This window comes from Bradyrhizobium sp. USDA 4454, assembly GCF_054822705.1.
In genome coordinates, this window is sequence record NZ_JBTRCN010000001.1 from 2,044,932 (window position 1) to 2,062,389 (window position 17,458).

The window sequence follows — 17,458 nt, forward strand, 5'->3', positions numbered from 1 at the left end:
TTGCCCGCACCTTCGGAGCGAACTTCAGATTCGATAAGGACACTAGCAAACTTATGATTCTAGTGTGCTTTATGAATGCGAAGTTCGTGAAAGTGGCTGCCGCGAGATCGCACGAACTTCGCATTCAGCACACTAGCATCGGCTCAATGTTTGAGCATGAAAACCGGTTTCCACTTTTCGAGATCATGCTTTAGAATGTCCGGGATCGTCGTGCGACGATCCTAAATCGCAAACCTGATGGACACGAGATGGCGCGGACGCCTGTTCTGGCGGCGGGAGGCATTGTGCTGCGGCGGGAGGCACCGCCGCGCTTCGCCGTCGTGCGCCTGCGCAAGCGCAATGAATGGGTGTTGCCCAAGGGCAAGCTCGACGATGGAGAAACCGCGCGCGTCGCGGCCGAGCGCGAGGTGCTGGAGGAGACCGGTCACGCCGTCGACGTGCATGAATTCCTCGGCACGCTGGTCTATGATTCAGGCGGGCGCTCCAAGGTGGTGCATTACTGGCGCATGGTTGCCGGCGGCAAGCCGGTGCGCGCGTTGATGAGCGACGTCAGGGAGGTGGACTGGCTGCCGCTCGACGCGGCGCTCGATCGCCTGTCGCGCGGCTATGAGCGCGTGTTCCTGGAAAATGTCGGTCCGATCGCCTTGCAGGCCGCGGCGGACGCCGAGCGCGAACGGCGCGCGCGCTTGCGGCTTGTGGCCGCGGAGCGACGGCGTGCGCGCCTTGTAGACGCCGAAGCGCCAGCGCCTGCGGAGCTGCCGGTCGTGGCGGATACGTCCGATCTCGTGGAGATGCCGGCGGCAGATGCCGCACCGGATCAGCCTGACATGGCGCCCGAGCACACCACTGCCGAGGCCGGCAGGGCAGTCGAGGCCGAGCCTGTCGTGGAGCCGGCGACACCCGAAGCGCTGCCACCATCCGCGCGCGCGATCGCGCCGGCTGTCACCGCCGTCAAACCGATCCCGCGCAAGAACCTGATCGCGCGCGTGCGCGACTGGCTGCGCCGCGCGGCGTGATCAGCCGCACATCTGACGTCGTGCGGTTGGCCGCCAGGCGTCAATGTCACGCTGCAAGGCCACGCAGTCGGCAACGCGCTTGGGCGAGCCCAATTCACCGGCCAGGAGCCGTGCCGCGTGAACCTCGGCCATGGCGCCACGCGTGTCGCCATGCTCGAGCTGGAGCCTGGAAATCTGCAGCCTCAGCCGTACGATCTGAACCCGCCCCTCGATGCTGGACCACAATTGGCGGGCGAGATGCAGATGCCGCATCGCCGCTTCATGATCCTGCCGGGAAAGGGCAAGGATCGCCTGGGCTTCGTTGGTGAGCGCGCGGATCGAGGGCATCGGCCAGCGATCGGGGTTTCCCGAGAGCTCGCAGATCAACGCCTTTGCCCGACCGCTCCGATGGGTGTGTGCGGCAACCAGCGCCAGATGCGCGAGCAGGATGCCCCGCCGTTGCAATGTCCACCAGGTCTTGCCGATCAGACTCCGTTCAAGGCTTGCATAGGCGGCTTCCGCTTCGCCTCTTGCGAGCAACAGCATGGCGCGGCCCGGCTCCGGACACCAGCCCAGCGTGTAGGCCCGGTCATAGGCTTCAAGCGCGGCGTCATCGTCACCGATCGCAGCCAGGATATCGCCCAGCACCCGATTGGCGTCGCCGATCGACCATGGCGCATCGCTGGTCAGGCGCGCGAGCGCGTCCCGGATGCGCGCCAGCGCCTCGTCGAGCGAGCCCCGGATGCCGAGCACCTCGGAACGATGCAGCTGGCATGAACCCGTCAATTCCATGCCGCTGCCCGAACAGAAGTTCTGGTAGCTCCGCGTCCATTGGTCGGCCCTGGCCCAATCTCCGAACATCCGGGCTGCCCAGAGAATATTGCAGTACAGGCTGCCGCCCATGATCGGGTCCAGATTGGTGCTGGACAGCGCAACGGCCGCGGCATGATCCTGATCGGCCAATCCGCCATGCGTGTCGCCGAGGCACAGCCGATAGAAGCCGCGATAGGCCAAGCTCAGCGCTTCGATGTTGAGCGCATCCTTGTATTTGACGCACGTGTAGGCCGCGTCGGCCAAAGCGAGCGCCTGTTCCGGCTCGCCGTCGAACGCAGCCAGTTTCGACTTCATCCATAACAGCAGAGCCGTCGTTGCAGGATCGTCGATCCGCGAGGCCCAATCTTCGGCGCGCGCAAGCCAGCCTTTTCCGATCGCGGCCTGACCGCTCTCGAAATGCAGGCCCGAAAGCGCGATCGCGTCGACCGCGGCGCCGGCAGCGTCGCCGGCCTCGCTGCGCGCTGCGACCGCGCGAACCAGAATCGGAATGGCTGCCGTCGTCTTGCCGAGGCATTGCAGGGCAAGTGCCCAATTGTGCAAATCTTCGGCATTCAGCTCGCCGTTTTCATCCGCGTTCGCGAACAGGGTTGCTGCCTGCAGCCACAATTGTCCGGCGGCTGCGCGGCGGGCAAGGCCGATTGCACCGATTGTACCGACGGCATCGGCGTGCGTGTGGTCGAGGCGTTCCGGTGGCCTGATCCCGGACTCGGGGAAGAACCGATAGCCCTTGCCTGGCAGGTTCCGGATCGCGCCATCCATGCCACCCCTGCGCAGCGCGGCGCGCAACGAACTCACCGCACGCTGCAGCGAGTTGTCGGTGACCGTCACGTCCGGCCACACGGCTTCGAGGAGTTCGTCTTTGGAGATGACGCGGTCGCGGTGTCGAACGAGATAGACCAGCAGGTCGAACACACGAGGCTGCAAAGCGACTTCTTGGCGCGCGCACAGCAGCACGCGTCCAGCTTCATCAAGCTCGAACAGTCCAAATGAGAATGCCATGTGTATAGGTCCGGGGTTTCCGGAAAAGGTTCAGGCAAAGATCAGACAATGATCAGCCCGCGGTAAGGACAGTTGGCGTGGACGGCGCCTATAGCTGAGCATGGCCGCGATCACCGCTGCTGTTCAACCGTCCCAACGAAGGAGATTTTGATGGAACTCTATGTCATTCGCCGTCCGAGCGCCTGGGCAAACATGAGCGAGCTCGAGCGCGCCGGCGCAACGTCCGCCAGGGTCGGCGACGAGCAGATGCCGGACCGCGTCCGCTGGATCCGCAGCTATGTGGTGCATGAGGCAGATGGTCGCATTGGCACATTCTGCATATACGAGGCGCGCGACGGCGACTCGATCCGCGAGCATGCGCGCTGCGTCGGCATGCCCGGCGAGGAATTCTACAAGGTCGCGGCAACCATCGTGGTGCGTGGTGATCCGGTCCAACCGCCCATTGCAGCCGAATGACGCCCGCGGGGGGCGTCGCATGGTGCATCCCGGCCGAAGCACGATCCGGAGCGCCATCATACTTTGATCAAGGAAACGATGATGTCGATTTCATTCATGGAGTTCGTTTCAAGTCCGGTGCGAAGGCATTTTTCCTTCCTGCTCTTGCGCATCCGCCGGCTCGTCAATCAATCGGTCGCAGGCATGCTCGAACAACGCGAGCGGCAAGCCGACCGCTTGATGCCGCGCGAGCCCGGCGGCCGGCGGTCGAAGGCCGCAGGCAAAAGCTGCGCCCAGCCGATCATTCGAAGCGCAGTGCTCGGGCTGATGATCGCGGGTTTGTCCTCGCCCGTGTTCACACGAGCGGAGCAACCTGTCGTCCGAAAGAACAGTCCGACCCTGGCACAGCAGGCCGTTTGGTCTGAGCGGAGCAAGCATGGCTGCAGGCACCGCTCGGATTGGAGCATTGTCGCCGGATCCAGTATCCCGGTCCTTCTCGGCTATCGCACCTAGCTCGCAGCACCTTGAAGTCATTGCACTGACACGACGCTTTTCAACGCAAGTCGCGGACTTTCGGCAAAGCCAATGGCCTCGCTGCGAGCCGCACGACATTTTCAAAGGAGATGCAGATGAACGTTCAAACCGAAATGCCCATCGTCGATCTCGCTGCGGTCAAGGCGCGCCAGCACGCCACCTGGAGTTCAGGGGATTACGCGATCGTCGGAACCACGCTTCAGATCGTCGGCGAGACGCTCTGCGAGGCGGTCGACCTGCGCAGCAATCAAATGGTGCTCGACGTCGCCGCCGGCAACGGCAATGCGACGCTGGCCGCGGCGCGGCGCTTTGCCGATGTGGTCTCGACCGACTATGTCGGCGCGCTGCTCGAGCGCGGCCGCGAGCGGGCAGCCGCGGAGCGTCTGCCCGTCACGTTCCAGGAAGCCGATGCGGAGAAGCTGCCGTTTGCCGATGCAAGCTTCGACGTCGTGCTGTCGACCTTCGGCGTCATGTTCACCGCCGATCAGCAACAGGCCGCGAATGAACTGCGCCGGGTCTGCCGCGTCAATGGCAAGATCGGTCTTGCGAGCTGGACGCCGGAGGGCTTCATCGGCCAGGTGTTCAAGACCATCGGAAAATACGTGCCGCCGGCGCCGGGCGTGAAGTCTCCCGCGCTGTGGGGCACCGAGGCGCATCTCGGCATGCTGTTCGGCCCGCAGGCGGCGGTTGATGCCAAGCGCAGGCACTTCAACTTCCGTTACAGGTCGCGGGAGCATTTCCTCGAAATCTTCCGCACCTATTACGGCCCGGTGCTGAAGGCCTTCGGCGCGATCGATGCGGTCAAGCAGCAATTGCTCGCCACCGACATGTTCGCCCTGATGGATCAGTTCAATGTCGCCAAGGATGGCACGCTGGTCATCCCGAGCGAATATCTGGAGGCGGTGATCACCAGGCGAGGCTGACCTGCCGCTGTTCGTCGATCCCTGCGTGGCGCCGGCGTTCTCGCCAGCGCCACATTCGTTTGCTGATGCGATCGCTCAGTAATGTCGCTTGTCCTTAATATCGCTTATCCCTGGGCGGCGGCTTCGCTGCGCGCGGCGGCGGTGCGCGTCGTTGCGTGAAGCCGGGGCGTGCCGGCACGGCGGGCCGCTGCATGCCCGGAGGCGCGCCCGGCGCGGCCTGCTGGATGCGGGGCCGCGCCTCACGGGTTGCCTGCGGCGCCGGCTGCGCCGCGCCCTGTCGCGGCACGCCGGGTTGAGCCGTTGGTTGTCCTGGCTGGCGCACGCCGCCTGGCGCCGCCGTGCGTCCGGGCTGCAGACCGCCTTGACGCGCAGCCGGCTGCTGTCCGCCGGGCTGCGTCGCGCCGTCCTGTCGTGCGGGCTGTTGCTGTCCCGTGGGCTGTTGTCCGGCCGGCGTCTGCACGCCGGGTGCGTGCGGCAAGGTCGTGCCGCCGGGCTGACCGGGCAGCGCGTGCTGTGCGCCTTGCTGCTGCGTTCCCGGCTGTTGCGAGCCCTGCCGGCCGGGCGTGCCCGGTTGCTGCGGCTGGCCGGGACGGTTTTGCTGACCGGGCTGCGGCTGGCCCGGGCGGTTCTGCTGCTGGCGCGGCTGTTGCGGCGTGTTACGGTTCTGGCCCGGCAGGCCGTTCTGGCGTTGCGGGTTCGGCTGCACCGGCTGGCCGCGGTTTGGATAGGGCGCCGTCGGATTGGCCCTGCGGAAATCCGGATTGGCGCGGCGGAAGTCGCGCTGCTCGGTCACGACCTGACGGCCCAGCGTCTGCGCCGAATGCACCGCGCGCACAAAACCCTGGTCGCGCGCCACCTGTTGCGGCGAGATCGTGAGCGGCACTGCCGCAAAGCGCGCGCCGCCGCTGCCTGGGCGAATCGCAAAACCGCTCGCGCCGCGCGTCAGCACGCCGAGCGAGGCGCCGCTGCGATCATTGACCTCGATGCGGCCGACATGTCCGTCGGCGTCGGGATAGAGCTTGATGCCGACATTGTTGCTGGTCGCGGTCGCGCCTTCCGGCACTTCGACAAGGCCGGTGGTGCCGCGAATGCCAAGCGTCGCGGTCGGCGTCGAGATCTTCATGTCGCCGGTCTTGGCGACCGCGGCGGCGACGAACGCCGCCGTTCCCTTGGCGACGTTGAATAGCGCGCTGTTCTGCTGGCCGCCATCCTCGTAGACATAATTGTCGATCGTGATCCTGGCATTGGCGCGCAGGTTGAAGGTGGTGCCGTCGTTGAAGGTGATGCCGAGCGAGGAGGTCGCCGCTGTCGCGACGTCGTCATTGGCGAAGATGTCGTCGCGGATCTGCAACGGCGTCGTGGTGTTGTTGCGCGTGACGGTCGCGGTTCCGGTCAGCGTCGCGACGTTGCCGATCGGCTCGGGCGCGGCGGCCGGGGCCGGCGTTGCGGGCGCTGACGTTGCAGGCGCGGCCGGTGTTGCGCTCGGCTCCGGGGCCGGTGAGGGCGTCGTCTGCGCTTGGGCGAGCTGCGTCAGATCCGGCGCGGCATTGGCCGTTGCCTGCCACCCCATCGTGACGCCGGCAGCAAGCAGGAGCGCAAAGAGGAAGCTGCGGCGCATTACCATGGATTCCCGGGGGCATTGGGGAGCGGCAATTGAGCCGCGTCAGGCTGAATGCCGAATGAATGGTCCTGCCTTGTTGTCATGGCCGGCTGACACAAGCAAGCACCGCGCCCCCGTTGCCGGAAGCGCGGTGCTTGGTCGCCGTCGGGGTTTTGTCAGCCGCGCTTGTGAGGGGTGATGTTGAGCGGTTTCGCCGGCTTGGCCGCGGGCGCATAGCTCGCAGGCTGCGGAGCCGTTGCCGGCGGCACGTAATGGAACACCGCCTTGCAGCCGTCGCTGAGCAGCGCGCGCTGCCGGACCATGCAGGCGGTGACGCGATCGACGTCGGGGATTTCCGAGCCGCACAGCCGCATCGCATCGCCGGTGCACATCTGCTGCTGCTCGTCGGTGTAGGCGTAGGAGCCTGTCGTCAACAGACCGAGCGTGAACGCGGTGGCCGCCAGCAGTTTGCCGTGACGACATGCGGAAGCGGTGAAAGCCATGATGTCCCCCTTGCGATGATTGCGCCGAAGCAGCGCGGTGTCGAAATCATCACTAGGGAGGCCTGGTTTCGCCAATTCTTCGTCGGAACGGCAAAATGGTTTCGTCGCGCGCCGGTTTGTTTCATGAACCACGCGCGGACGGTAACTCCTGCGCTGCGGCCAATGGCGCCGGACCGCCCTCCATCGCCAGCACGGCCGCGCGCTCGGTCTCGGGCATGGCGCGGATGCGGCGTCTCGCGGTGAGGCGCATCGCGGCAAAGCCGCCGACGAACACTACGAGCTTGCTGACGATGCCACAGATCGGCATCACGACGGCCCATGTCGTGATCTCGCAGGTCAGCGCGACGAAGGCGTTGACGGCGGCGGAGATGAACATCAAAGCCGCCCAGGCATAGCCGACCTTGATGGCGACGTCGGGCACCACCGTCCGCGCGATCTCGGGCAGGTAGCGGTTCAGCCAGCCCGGCTTCAGCATCACGACGCCGACGATCGCGTAGATGATGCTCGGCTTGAACAGCACGAAGCGCGGGTCATGCGTGAGCAGGGTGGCGGTGCCGGCGGCGACCACCAGGAACAGGCTGAGCCATTCCATGGTGTCGATCCGCTTGCCGCGCACGATCTGGATGCCGATCTGCACGACGCCGAACGCGATGCCGAGCCCGACGGCGAGCGCGGTGTTGTGCGTCAGCAGGAACAGAGCAAGAAACACAAGCGTCGATGCCAGGTCGAGGACCAACAGCCTGGCCGCGGTGAGGAAGTGCTTCATCTTTGGTTGAGCTCCGTTTACGTTCGCTGCCACATGAGGATCAAGAAAAAATGCCGGGATGTAGTGCAGGTGCGATCTCTTTGATCAGCGGCATCAGGACTGGCTGTGCGTTGAACAGGAAATGGGTGACCCAGGCCGGAGTGAGGGAGCGGTATCGCAGGCGGATCGCGAACAGGATCGTGCCGAACGCGACCATGACAATGCCCCAGACGAGACCGAGCGGGAGGATGTGATTGGCTCCGAACAGCAGGCTGCCTGTCAGCCAGATCGTCGGATCGCCGAAGCCTGCGCGACGAAGCCAGGCGACCAGCAGCCCTCGATAGAGGATCTCCTCGCATAGTGGAGCAGTCATCACAAACAGCAGGATGTAAATTGCGGTTGCATGCACACCATGGAAGTCGAGCAGCGCGTTCCCCGGACCATCGCCACCGGTGATACGCGACAACCAGTGTGTCGCAATGGGCGCGCCGTACATCGCGATCACGAACCCCGCCAGGCTCGCGGCCAGGGCAGGCCAAGTCAGCGCGCGAAAGATGAATACGTTGCGGCGCAATCCCCGGCGCGACGACCAGAACCACACGGCTGCCACGCTAAACCAACTGCTGGCGACGTAGAACGCCATGCCAAGGAGCTGAAACTCGACTCGTGTCGGCATGTCAACAGGCAGGCCACGGACGATCTGCCAGCCTGCGAGCGCGAATCCGGCTGTAGTGGTCAGGGTGATCGCCAATCCGACCGGCGCCAGGGCCATTGCGAGAACAAGAATTCCCTCGCGCCAACCGGGTATGGCCGCACCGACTTGGAAGGTGGTGGATTCGATCGGCATGGGTGGGCGGTCGGACATGATCTCGTTCATCTGGGATGCCCGGAAAAGCCAAGCGTCGTCGCTCAGCTAGCGCGATACAGCTGCCGTCGGCCTATCGATTTCTGAAATCGAGGAGCGAATGATCAGTCTGGCCGGGTGATTTCCGGTTGATCGGCCGCGTTTTGCCCGGCGATCGCCTGCCGCCGATACTCGCTCGGGGTCAGCCCGGTGTCGGCCTTGAAGGCGCGGTTGAACGGCGCGAGCGACTGGAATCCGGCATCGAGCGCGATCGTCAGCACCGGCACCTCGGCCTGAGCGGGATCGGCGAGCGCCGCCTTGGCCTCGTCGAGCCGGTAACGGTTGAGGAAGGCGTTGAAGTTGCGGTGGCCGAGCCCGTCATTGATCAGCGTCCGCAGCCGGTATTCCGGCATGCCAAGCCTGACGGCCAGCAGGCCGATGGTCAGCCCTTCCTCGCGATAGGCCCGCTCGGTCGCCATCAGATGCCTGAGGCGATGCAGCGACGCACGATCCGGCGCCGACAGCTCGGCGGCCAAGGACGCGGCCGCCCGGCTGGCCTTGCTGCCGGCGCCTGGTTCGGCAACGGCCGGCTCATTCTCCGGTGGATCGAACAGCATCATCCAGATTGACAGCACTCCGAATGCACCAAGACCGAGTGCGCCGCTGAGGCCGATCGACCTCGGTGGAATTGCGGCAAGCCCAGCCACGGCGGCAAGCAACATCTGCAGGCCGATGCCGATCACCAGGGCGATCAAGAGTCGGCCGCGTGCCGTCGTCATGGCGGTGCGCCATCCCTTCGCAATTTGCGCGATCCCGAGCACGGAGAGCACGATCGTCGCCAGTGCGAGCACGCGGCCGCACGTCCGTGCCGCATCAGGCCAGATCATCCAGCAATTGTAGCTCACGAGGCCGAGGCCGGCGAGCAGCGTCCAGACCGCCGCATGCCATGGCCGCAGCGCAAACCGTTCGTCGAATATCGCGCGCGCCCACAGCCAGAAGATCACCGGAGAGCTCACGGCGAAGACTACGACCGGGGAGCTCCAGCCGAATGATGATGCCGGAAAGAACGGCGCGGTCGAGATCGCGTAGGCCGCACCGGCCACGCCCATGGCGGCACCGAGATGCGCGGCGCGATGCACCGCCGCATAGCGCAGCAGCAGCACCGCGCAGACCACCAGGAACAGCGCGACCACCGCGCCGCGGAGACCGAGTTCAAGAGCCGTCATCGCCATCGCAAAGCCGCCTGCAGGTTCAAATCAACCCTGCGACTCTTATAGCGTGTCCGGCGATCCGCATGAAGCGACCGCCGGAGGGCAAAAATCCGATGTCCGCCGGCCGTTGCGCGGCAGCGGACGTCGGAGCCGTTGGGAAATGTCAGGCCTAGCTCACCCGCTTCCAGGTCTGGCCGCCGCAGAACATGCCGCCGAAGGCGCAGCCCTGCACCCGCATCGCATTCGGGCCCTTCATCGCGATCGTCGAGTCGTAGTTGCGGCCGGAATCGGGGTCGTGAATGCGGCCGCTCCACTTGCTGCCGTCGGGCTTCATGTTGATCAGGATGCGCTCGTTGCTCTTCTCCGAATAGCCGCAGAGATTGGCGCCACAGGCTTCGACGCGGACATTGCCCTTGTTCTCCTCGGTGGCCCAGACGCCGATCGGTCCGGTCGGCGCCGCTGCCGGTGCTGCGGCAACTGGAGCTGCTTGAGGAGGCAGTGCAGCCTGTGCGGCGACCGGAGCCGGTGCCGACGCAACCGGCGCGGCGTCAAGCGGTCCGGGGGTCGCGGTCGCAACACTCGTCGGTGGCGCAGGGGGCGGCGGAAGCGGCGGGACGGTGGCGGCGACCGGCGCGGCCGGCTGCGGCGCGGCGGCCTGAACCGGCGCGGGCCGTGGCGGCGGTGGCGGTGCGGTCGTTGAAGCGACATCGTCATCGTCGTCGGACTTCGAGCCGAGGTTCTTGCTGATGCCGCCGATCGTGCCGCTGTAGCCCGGCGCCGAGATGCGGATGCAGGACAGCGCGCTGCAATTGCGCGGCGCCTCGACATGGATGCGTTGGCCGCCGATCTGGAAGGTGATGCCGGTGCCGCCGGCATGCGCCGATGTGGTGGCCATCAGCAGCGCGGCGATCGCAACGAGCTTCTTCATGTGAGGTCTCCCTGGCGTTGGGCGGGGTGCAACGATGGATCCGGACGCTACGCGGCGTCGGGAGCCTGTTCAGTGACCCGCATCACGTTGACGGCGCAGGAGGCGGCTGGCCCGCCATGGTGAGCGAGATCACTGCGCCGTGAGCATCGCGGCCTTAAGCCTCACCGGACTTTCTGGAGGCTTCGATGAAGCGGCACCGGTGCCGACTGGCTGCGCGTATCGCATTCGCGGGCGCGCGTGATCGTCGGATCGAGCTCCTCGAAGTTTTGAGCTCGGCACAACCCGTCATCCCCGCGCAAAGGCGAAGCGGGGATGACGGAGCAACAGTGTCGAGAAAAACAAAGCGCCCGGCGGGGACGGCCGGGCGCTGAACTCGGGGTCTGGTCGTTTGGTCTAGAACACGCCGAGAATGATGGCGCCGACGAAGGCGAATGCGATGTACGCGGCCACAATGCTCAGCTTGCTCAGCAGAGGACTCGCGAAATCCATTGCGAAACTCCCTTGGTTCACAACGCTGCCCGCATTAACGCCAAAGCTAGCAAGGGGTTCCCGAGGGAAAAAGTCAGCGCCGCTGTCCGGGTCCGGGTTCCCAGCGATGATGCGCGGCTGAAACAGGCGCCGAATCAAGACGTTGACGGGCGCGAAAATTTATTCGCAGGCGCGCGCGAGTGGGGATGCGTCGCTGCTCCCGCACTCGATCCGATCAGCCACAAATACGATTGCGCGGTTCATCAATACGATCTGGAGTTGATTCGATAGGTCGGATGCCAGATGTCGTAACGCCGGGCATTTCTCAATCACGATGACAAGCACGATGAGCGCGATGCGATGATGGATCAACTCGCTCCGTTGCGAGCGGTGGAGCACTCGCTCGTGTCGATGACACGTCAAACGCAACTCGGAAGCGCGCGCTGCCCTGCCCGAGTTCCTGCGCATGGTTAAGAACGCCTCAAATCGATCAGTCGAAATGCGTTGAAGAGTCTTTAATCAAATTCGCAGAACCTCCGCGCCATGACGCGTGGAGTTCGTTTGTATCTCGTCGGCTCCCTTGTCCTTGTGTCGCTTGCTGGTTGCGGCCGCGGTCTGTTCCAGACTGCCGAGCGCGAACCGTGGCGGGCCGAGGCCGAGGCCGCATGCCTGAAATCCGGCGCGGTCAAGGAAGGACCGGATCTCGTCCGCATCGATCCGATCACCGGCCCCGGCGTCTGCGGTGCCGAGTTTCCGCTCAAGGTCGCAGCCCTTGGCGAGGCCAGTTCGGCTTACGGATTTGCCGACGACAGCCTGCGTCCGCCGGCGTCGGTCGGCAACCAGCCGCGCTGGCCGATCAATCGTCAGCCCCCGCCCGCGCAAGCGCCGTATTCCGATCAGGCGGTCGGCCAGCCGAACTATCGCAGCCAGCCCAGCGGTCCGGTCTCGCTGTCCGCGCCCGGCGTTCCGCCGCAGCAGGACGAGATCGACCTGCCGCCGGATGGCTCACCCGAAGCGAGCGGCGAGCGACCTTATTATCCGGGCCTGCCGCGCAATCCCCAGCGCGACGGCGCGGCCGCGCCTTATTCACCTGCGCCTTATTCCCAGCAGCCTCAGGACGCATCGCCGCTGCGACTCGGTCCGCCGGGCGGCAATCCGGTCGGGACGGTCGGCCCGGTCGCCGTGAAGCCGGCGGCCACGCTGGCGTGCCCGATCGTCTCGGTGCTCGAGCGCTGGCTCGCCGATTCCGTGCAGCCGGCGGCGCAGCGCTGGTTCGGCGCGCGCGTGGTCGAGATCAAGCAGATCTCGGCGTATTCCTGCCGCGGCATGAACGGCAATTCGCACGCGCATATTTCCGAGCACGCCTTCGGCAATGCACTCGATATCGCAGCCTTCACGCTCGCCGATGGCCGCCGCATCACGGTGAAGGATGGCTGGAAGGGGTTGCCGGAAGAGCAGGGCTTCCTGCGCGATGTCCAGGCCGCCGCCTGCCAGCAATTCACCACGGTGCTGGCGCCGGGCTCCAACGTCTATCACTACGACCACATCCATGTGGATCTGATGCGCCGGGCCAGCCGGCGCCTGATCTGCCAGCCTGCCGCCGTCTCAGGCGAAGAAGTCGCGGCCCGCGCCGGCGGCCGTAACCCCTATGCAACGCGCGAACCTTATGTCACAGGATCGCTTGGCGGCAGAAAGCCGGCCCCGCGGGGTAAAGCGGGGGTCAACGAAGAAGACGAATTCGCCGACGAATAGGGACGCGTCTGATACCCGTATTATTACTGGGTGACACCGTGCAAACGGTGGCCACTTTTATGTTGCATATGCTTCGAAGCCGGGGGCGCTCCCGGCTGATTTCCGGGGGATAGCTTTGCAAGACGCGCCGATCATTCTCGTCATCGAAGACGATCGTGATCTTCAGATGATGGTAGAGGACGCCCTGAAGGACGGCGGCTATGAGCCGGCGATCGCAGGCTCGGGCGAAGAAGCGTTGACGCTGCTCAAGGCGTTCCGCACCAAATACTCCGCACTGGTCACCGACATCCGCCTGCTCGGCCGGCTCGACGGCTGGCGCGTCGCGCGCGGTGCCCGCGAGATCGATCCGTCGTTCCCGGTGCTCTACATCACCGGCGGTGGCGGCGACGAGTGGCCGACGAGGGGCGTGCCCGACAGCGTGCTCCTGAACAAGCCGTTCTCGCCCGACGAGCTGGTCGCGGCGGTGGCGAAGCTGCTCAAGAACGGCGCGCCGGCCTGACGTCCGCGCCGCTCGGCCTGTCGCACGCGGTGGTGCGACATCGCGCGTCGTGTCCAACGGCGCAGCTACATCACCGGCCAGAACATCCGCGTCGATGGCGGTCTGATGCGGTCGGTTTGAGGCGGGTGCAAGACCCGTCACCCGTCATCCTGAGGAGCGCGCTCTCGCGCGCGTCTCGAAGGATGCACGGCCCGGCTGGTGGCCGTCGATCCTTCGAGACGCCTGCTGCGCAGGCTCCTCAGGATGACGGGTCTGCGTTTTCTTTTTGCGCTTGGCTTCTGTCATCTCGGCAGCCGCAACTTGCATCGCCAGTTGCGTCCACACGCTGCGCATCCTGCTCCAGGGCGCGCACGTCACAATTGCGGCGACCTCAGATTGCGTTTGTCGGGATGACAAACTGAAAGGGCAGGGCTAGCCTTCCGTCAAATCAAAACAGCCGGGAGGATTGCATGCCAGACGCAGCAGTTGCAGCACGCGCGTCGGATTCGACGCAGAGCGGAACCACGCAGCAGGTCGACGTCGCGGTGGTCGGTGCCGGTTTCGCCGGTCTCTATCTGCTGCATCGGTTGCGCAAGGCGGGTTTCTCGGCGGTGGCCCTTGAAGAGGGCGGTGATGTCGGCGGCACCTGGTACTGGAACCGGTATCCGGGCGCGCGCTGCGACATCCAGACCATCGACTACAGCTACACCTTCGATCCCGAGCTCGATCGGGCCTGGACCTGGTCGGAAAAATACGCGACCCAGCCGGAAATCCTGCGCTATCTCGGCTTCGTCGCCGATCGCTACGATCTGCGCCGCGATATCCGCTTCGGCACCAGGGTCACGCAGGCGACCTGGGACGATGCGACGTCGCGCTGGCTGATCTTGACCAATAACGGCGCCAACGTCTCGTGCCGCCACTACATCATGGCGACCGGCTGCCTGTCATCGCCGAAGCCGCCGGAGATCGACGGCGTCAAGGACTTCATGGGCGAGATCTATTTCACCGGCCGCTGGCCGCATCAGGGCGTCGATCTCAAGGGCAAGCGCGTCGCCGTGATCGGCACCGGATCGTCGGGCATCCAGTCGATCCCGTTGATCGCCGAGCAGGCCGCGCAACTCACCGTGTTCCAGCGCACGCCGAACTTCGCCTTGCCTGCCGGCAACGGCCCGGTGCCGCAGGATCGCAAGACCTATTTCGAAACAGACCGCGCGGCCTATCGCGAGCAGGCGCGCTGGTCGATGGCCGGCGTGCCGTATCCGCAGCAGACCGTGGTGAGCTGGCAATTGAGCGATGCCGAGCGCCGCGAGCGGTTCGAGAAGGCGTGGGCGGCGGGCGATCTTGTGCACATCCTGACCCAGCTCTGGGCCGACCAGGCCGTCGATGTCGACGGCAACAGACTGGTGGCCGATCTGATCCGCGAGAAGATCGGCGCCGTGGTCAAGGATCCGGAGATCGCCGCCGCGCTGGCGCCGCACGATCATCCGTTCGGTGCCAAGCGTCCCTGCCTGGATACCAACTATTACGCGACCTACAACCGCCCCAACGTCACGCTGGTCAACCTGCGGCAGGAGCCGATCAAGGGGATCACCACCGCGGGCATCTTTACCAACGGACGCAAATTCGATGTCGATGTCATCGTGTTCGCCACCGGCTTCGACGCGATGACCGGCGCGATCATGGCAGTGCATCCGATCTCCGGCCGCGGCGGCAAGTCGCTGTCGGATGTCTGGGCGCATGGACCGCAGACCTATCTCGGCATCACCGTCGCGGGTTTCCCCAACCTGTTCATGATCACCGGTCCCGGCAGCCCGTCGGTGCTGTCGAACATGGCGGTCTCGATCGAGCAGCATGTCGACTGGGTGGTCGACCGGATCGCGGCGCTGCGCGACGCCGGCTTCACCACGATGGAGGCGACCGAGACCGCGCAGGCCGGCTGGCAACGCCACATGGCCGATTGCGCGATGCTGACGCTGCACCGGCTTGCCAACACCTGGTACACGGGCGCCAACGTGCCCGGCAAGCCGCAGGGCGTGATGCCCTATACCGGAGGCGTCGGTCCGTATCGCAGCATCTGCAACGAGGTGGTCGGCCGCGGCATGCTCGGCTTCAGGCTCACGGGTCCCGGCGTTGCCGAGCAATGCAATGACGGCGAGGTGGTGCGGTTGCAGCCGGATGTGCGGCTGGTACTCGGCATGCTGGCGGAGATGAACTTGCCGCCGATCGAGACGATGGGCGCGCAGGGCGCGCGTGACTTCCTCGCCGAGTTCAACAAGGGCCGTCCATTCGGTCGGCCGGTCGGCGAGGTCGGCAGCGGCATGCTGCAGGGCGCGGACGGTCCGCTGCCCTACAAGCTGTACCGGCCGGCGACGCCGGGGCCGCATCCGATCGTGGTGTATTTCCACGGCGGCGGCTGGGTGCTCGGCGACGAGCTGTCGGATGATCCGTTCTGCCGCGATCTGTGCCGGCGCGCCGGCATGATCGTCGTCAGCGTCGGCTATCGCCACGCGCCCGAACATCGCTTCCCGGCCGCGGCCGAGGACGGTTACGCGGCAACCCGCTGGATCGCAGCCCATACCGCCGAGCTCGGCGGCAGGGCAGGGCCGGTGCTGGTGGCGGGCTGGAGCGCCGGCGGCAACATCGCGGCCGTCACCTGCCAGCTGGCGCGCGATCGCGGCGGGCCGGAGATCGCAGGCCAGCTGCTGGTCTGCCCGGTCACCGATTCCTCCTTCGACCGGCAATCCTATGTCGACAACGCGGCCGGCTACTTCCTGACCCGTGGCCTGATGTACTGGTTCTGGGACCTGTACTGCTCGCCGGCCGACCGCGCCGATCCGCGCGTCGCGCCGCTGCGCGGCAAGCTCGAAGGCTTGCCGCCGGCATTCATCGCGACCGCGGAGTTCGATCCGCTACGCGACGAGGGCATTGCCTATGGCGACGCGCTCGCCAAAGCCGGCGTCGAGGTCGAGCAGCTCAAGGGCAATGGCCACTTCCACTCGTCGTTCGTGATGGTCGACGTCATCATCACCGGCGTTGCCGGCCGGGTGAAGATGGCGAAGGCGCTGCGCCGCTTCGCCGGATTGCCCGAGGAGCTGGAGCAGGACAATTTCGCGGCGCCGCAGGTCAACGCCGCGGCGAACTAGAGATGGCGGGTTGGCGGCGCTACGGTTCGATCGGAACCGCGGCGCTAGCCGAGCTCGAACGTCGTGACGCCGAACACGCGATCGATCCGCAAGGGCGGGATCGCGCCGGTGTACATCCGCGCCGTCTCGAACACCGGTGACAGCCCGAGGTGTTGCGCCAGCGCGACGGCGTCGCGGTTGACCGCGGGGACATCGAGGAAGACCTCGCCGCCGCCTGCGCTCGCAAGCAACGCGGAGAGAATGGCCTCGGCGGCGGCGCGATCATCGGCAACCAGCGGACCGATCTTGCGGCCGCTCCGGCACGGGCGGATCACGCCCCAACCGGCCAGAGCGCCGTCGCGCATCAGCGCGCGTCCGACATGTCCCGGGGTGTTGATCCAGGCGCGCAGGAAGGCCGGGCGCGGTGCCGGAAACACCGTGGCTTCGTCGGCCTCGACTAGCGCCATAGGCAGGTCGGTCAGCGCGACGATGTTGCCGCTCGGCGCGGACGGTGCGGCGATGCTGCCGCCGTAGCGCACATTGGCGTAGGCGAGCGTGAAGCCTGACTTCCGGTAGTTCGCCTGCTGCGCCACCACGCCGTCGAGCCCGATCACGCGCGGACGCGCATGCGCGATGGCCGCGTTCCAGATCTTCAGGCCATGGCCGCGGCCACGCAGATCCGGTCGCACGATGTAGCAGCCGAGGAAGGAAAACTGCGCGCCGTAATTGACGCAGGAGATCACCGCGGCCGGCTTACCGTCGAGCTCGCCGATGAAGAAGCCCTGCGGGTCTTCGGCGGCAAAGCAGGCCGCATCGGCAAGACCGGGATTCCATCCCTCCGCCGCGGCCCAGTCGATCGCGAGCGCGATCTCGTCGGGTTGCATATGCCGGATGCTTAGGTCGCTCATCGACGCCGCTCTCGTGTGATGGAGTCACGGATCGTTCCTCCCCGCCTGAGACGACGACCGTACTCTCGGAGACGTCCACTGCCCACAGAGTGTGTGACCTCACGCACGGAAAATTTTCGGCGAATTCGTCTAACAATTTAAGGTTTTTACATAATTAGAAACACGTTTGACTTGTGGTT

The 17,458-nt window shown here is 65.7% G+C and carries 16 protein-coding genes; 8 read left to right on the top strand and 8 right to left on the bottom strand.

The features are described 5' to 3' along the window. Positions 1-248: 248 nt before the first annotated feature. A complete protein-coding gene (locus ACVIW0_RS09235; RefSeq protein WP_461352029.1) occupies positions 249-1,016 on the top strand; it encodes an NUDIX hydrolase in 768 nt (255 codons plus the stop codon). Here ACVIW0_RS09235 and ACVIW0_RS09240 read toward each other — a convergent pair whose 3' ends face one another. Further along, positions 1,017-2,828: a winged helix-turn-helix domain-containing protein gene (locus ACVIW0_RS09240; RefSeq protein ID WP_461352030.1), complete on the bottom strand. Its 1,812-nt coding sequence runs from the start codon at positions 2,826-2,828 to the stop codon at positions 1,017-1,019. 150 nt (positions 2,829-2,978) lie between these two features. Between ACVIW0_RS09240 and ACVIW0_RS09245 the strand changes: the two genes are divergently transcribed. From ACVIW0_RS09245 to ACVIW0_RS09255, 3 genes are all read left to right on the top strand, one after another. After that, positions 2,979-3,284 (top strand): nickel-binding protein, encoded by a 306-nt coding sequence (locus ACVIW0_RS09245; RefSeq protein ID WP_461352031.1) that lies wholly within the window; start codon positions 2,979-2,981, stop codon positions 3,282-3,284. Positions 3,285-3,347: 63 nt separating this feature from the next. Next, complete coding sequence (locus tag ACVIW0_RS09250; protein WP_461352032.1) at positions 3,348-3,776, top strand: hypothetical protein; 429 nt, start codon at positions 3,348-3,350, stop codon at positions 3,774-3,776. Between the two features lie 116 nt (positions 3,777-3,892). Next, the gene (locus ACVIW0_RS09255; RefSeq protein ID WP_461352033.1) at positions 3,893-4,720 is read left to right on the top strand and encodes a class I SAM-dependent methyltransferase; all 828 of its coding nucleotides are present in this window, start codon (positions 3,893-3,895) and stop codon (positions 4,718-4,720) included. 94 nt (positions 4,721-4,814) lie between these two features. Here ACVIW0_RS09255 and ACVIW0_RS09260 read toward each other — a convergent pair whose 3' ends face one another. From ACVIW0_RS09260 to ACVIW0_RS09285, 6 genes are all read right to left on the bottom strand, one after another. Then, positions 4,815-6,338 (bottom strand): FecR family protein, encoded by a 1,524-nt coding sequence (locus tag ACVIW0_RS09260; protein ID WP_461352034.1) that lies wholly within the window; start codon positions 6,336-6,338, stop codon positions 4,815-4,817. A gap of 158 nt (positions 6,339-6,496) precedes the next feature. After that, complete coding sequence (locus tag ACVIW0_RS09265) at positions 6,497-6,823, bottom strand: hypothetical protein (protein ID WP_461352035.1); 327 nt, start codon at positions 6,821-6,823, stop codon at positions 6,497-6,499. A 121-nt stretch (positions 6,824-6,944) separates the two neighbouring features. Next, positions 6,945-7,589, bottom strand: coding sequence for an inner membrane-spanning protein YciB (locus ACVIW0_RS09270; RefSeq protein WP_461352036.1), 645 nt, complete (start codon positions 7,587-7,589; stop codon positions 6,945-6,947). A gap of 40 nt (positions 7,590-7,629) precedes the next feature. Continuing rightward, positions 7,630-8,445: a CPBP family intramembrane glutamic endopeptidase gene (locus tag ACVIW0_RS09275; protein WP_461352037.1), complete on the bottom strand. Its 816-nt coding sequence runs from the start codon at positions 8,443-8,445 to the stop codon at positions 7,630-7,632. Between the two features lie 92 nt (positions 8,446-8,537). Further along, positions 8,538-9,644, bottom strand: coding sequence for an AraC family transcriptional regulator (locus ACVIW0_RS09280; protein WP_461352038.1), 1,107 nt, complete (start codon positions 9,642-9,644; stop codon positions 8,538-8,540). A 148-nt stretch (positions 9,645-9,792) separates the two neighbouring features. Further along, a complete protein-coding gene (locus ACVIW0_RS09285; protein WP_461352039.1) occupies positions 9,793-10,551 on the bottom strand; it encodes a DUF2147 domain-containing protein in 759 nt (252 codons plus the stop codon). A gap of 312 nt (positions 10,552-10,863) precedes the next feature. Between ACVIW0_RS09285 and ACVIW0_RS09290 the strand changes: the two genes are divergently transcribed. From ACVIW0_RS09290 to ACVIW0_RS09305, 4 genes are all read left to right on the top strand, one after another. Next, positions 10,864-11,310, top strand: coding sequence for a hypothetical protein (locus ACVIW0_RS09290; protein WP_461352040.1), 447 nt, complete (start codon positions 10,864-10,866; stop codon positions 11,308-11,310). Positions 11,311-11,562: 252 nt separating this feature from the next. Further along, complete coding sequence (locus ACVIW0_RS09295; protein ID WP_461352041.1) at positions 11,563-12,771, top strand: extensin-like domain-containing protein; 1,209 nt, start codon at positions 11,563-11,565, stop codon at positions 12,769-12,771. Positions 12,772-12,886: 115 nt separating this feature from the next. Continuing rightward, positions 12,887-13,270, top strand: coding sequence for a response regulator (locus ACVIW0_RS09300; protein ID WP_456753335.1), 384 nt, complete (start codon positions 12,887-12,889; stop codon positions 13,268-13,270). A 449-nt stretch (positions 13,271-13,719) separates the two neighbouring features. After that, a complete protein-coding gene (locus ACVIW0_RS09305; RefSeq protein ID WP_461352042.1) occupies positions 13,720-16,392 on the top strand; it encodes a flavin-containing monooxygenase in 2,673 nt (890 codons plus the stop codon). Positions 16,393-16,436: 44 nt separating this feature from the next. Here the strand turns inward: ACVIW0_RS09305 and ACVIW0_RS09310 are convergent, their stop codons facing one another. After that, positions 16,437-17,279, bottom strand: coding sequence for a GNAT family N-acetyltransferase (locus ACVIW0_RS09310; protein WP_461352043.1), 843 nt, complete (start codon positions 17,277-17,279; stop codon positions 16,437-16,439). Between the last annotated feature and the right edge of the window lie 179 nt (positions 17,280-17,458).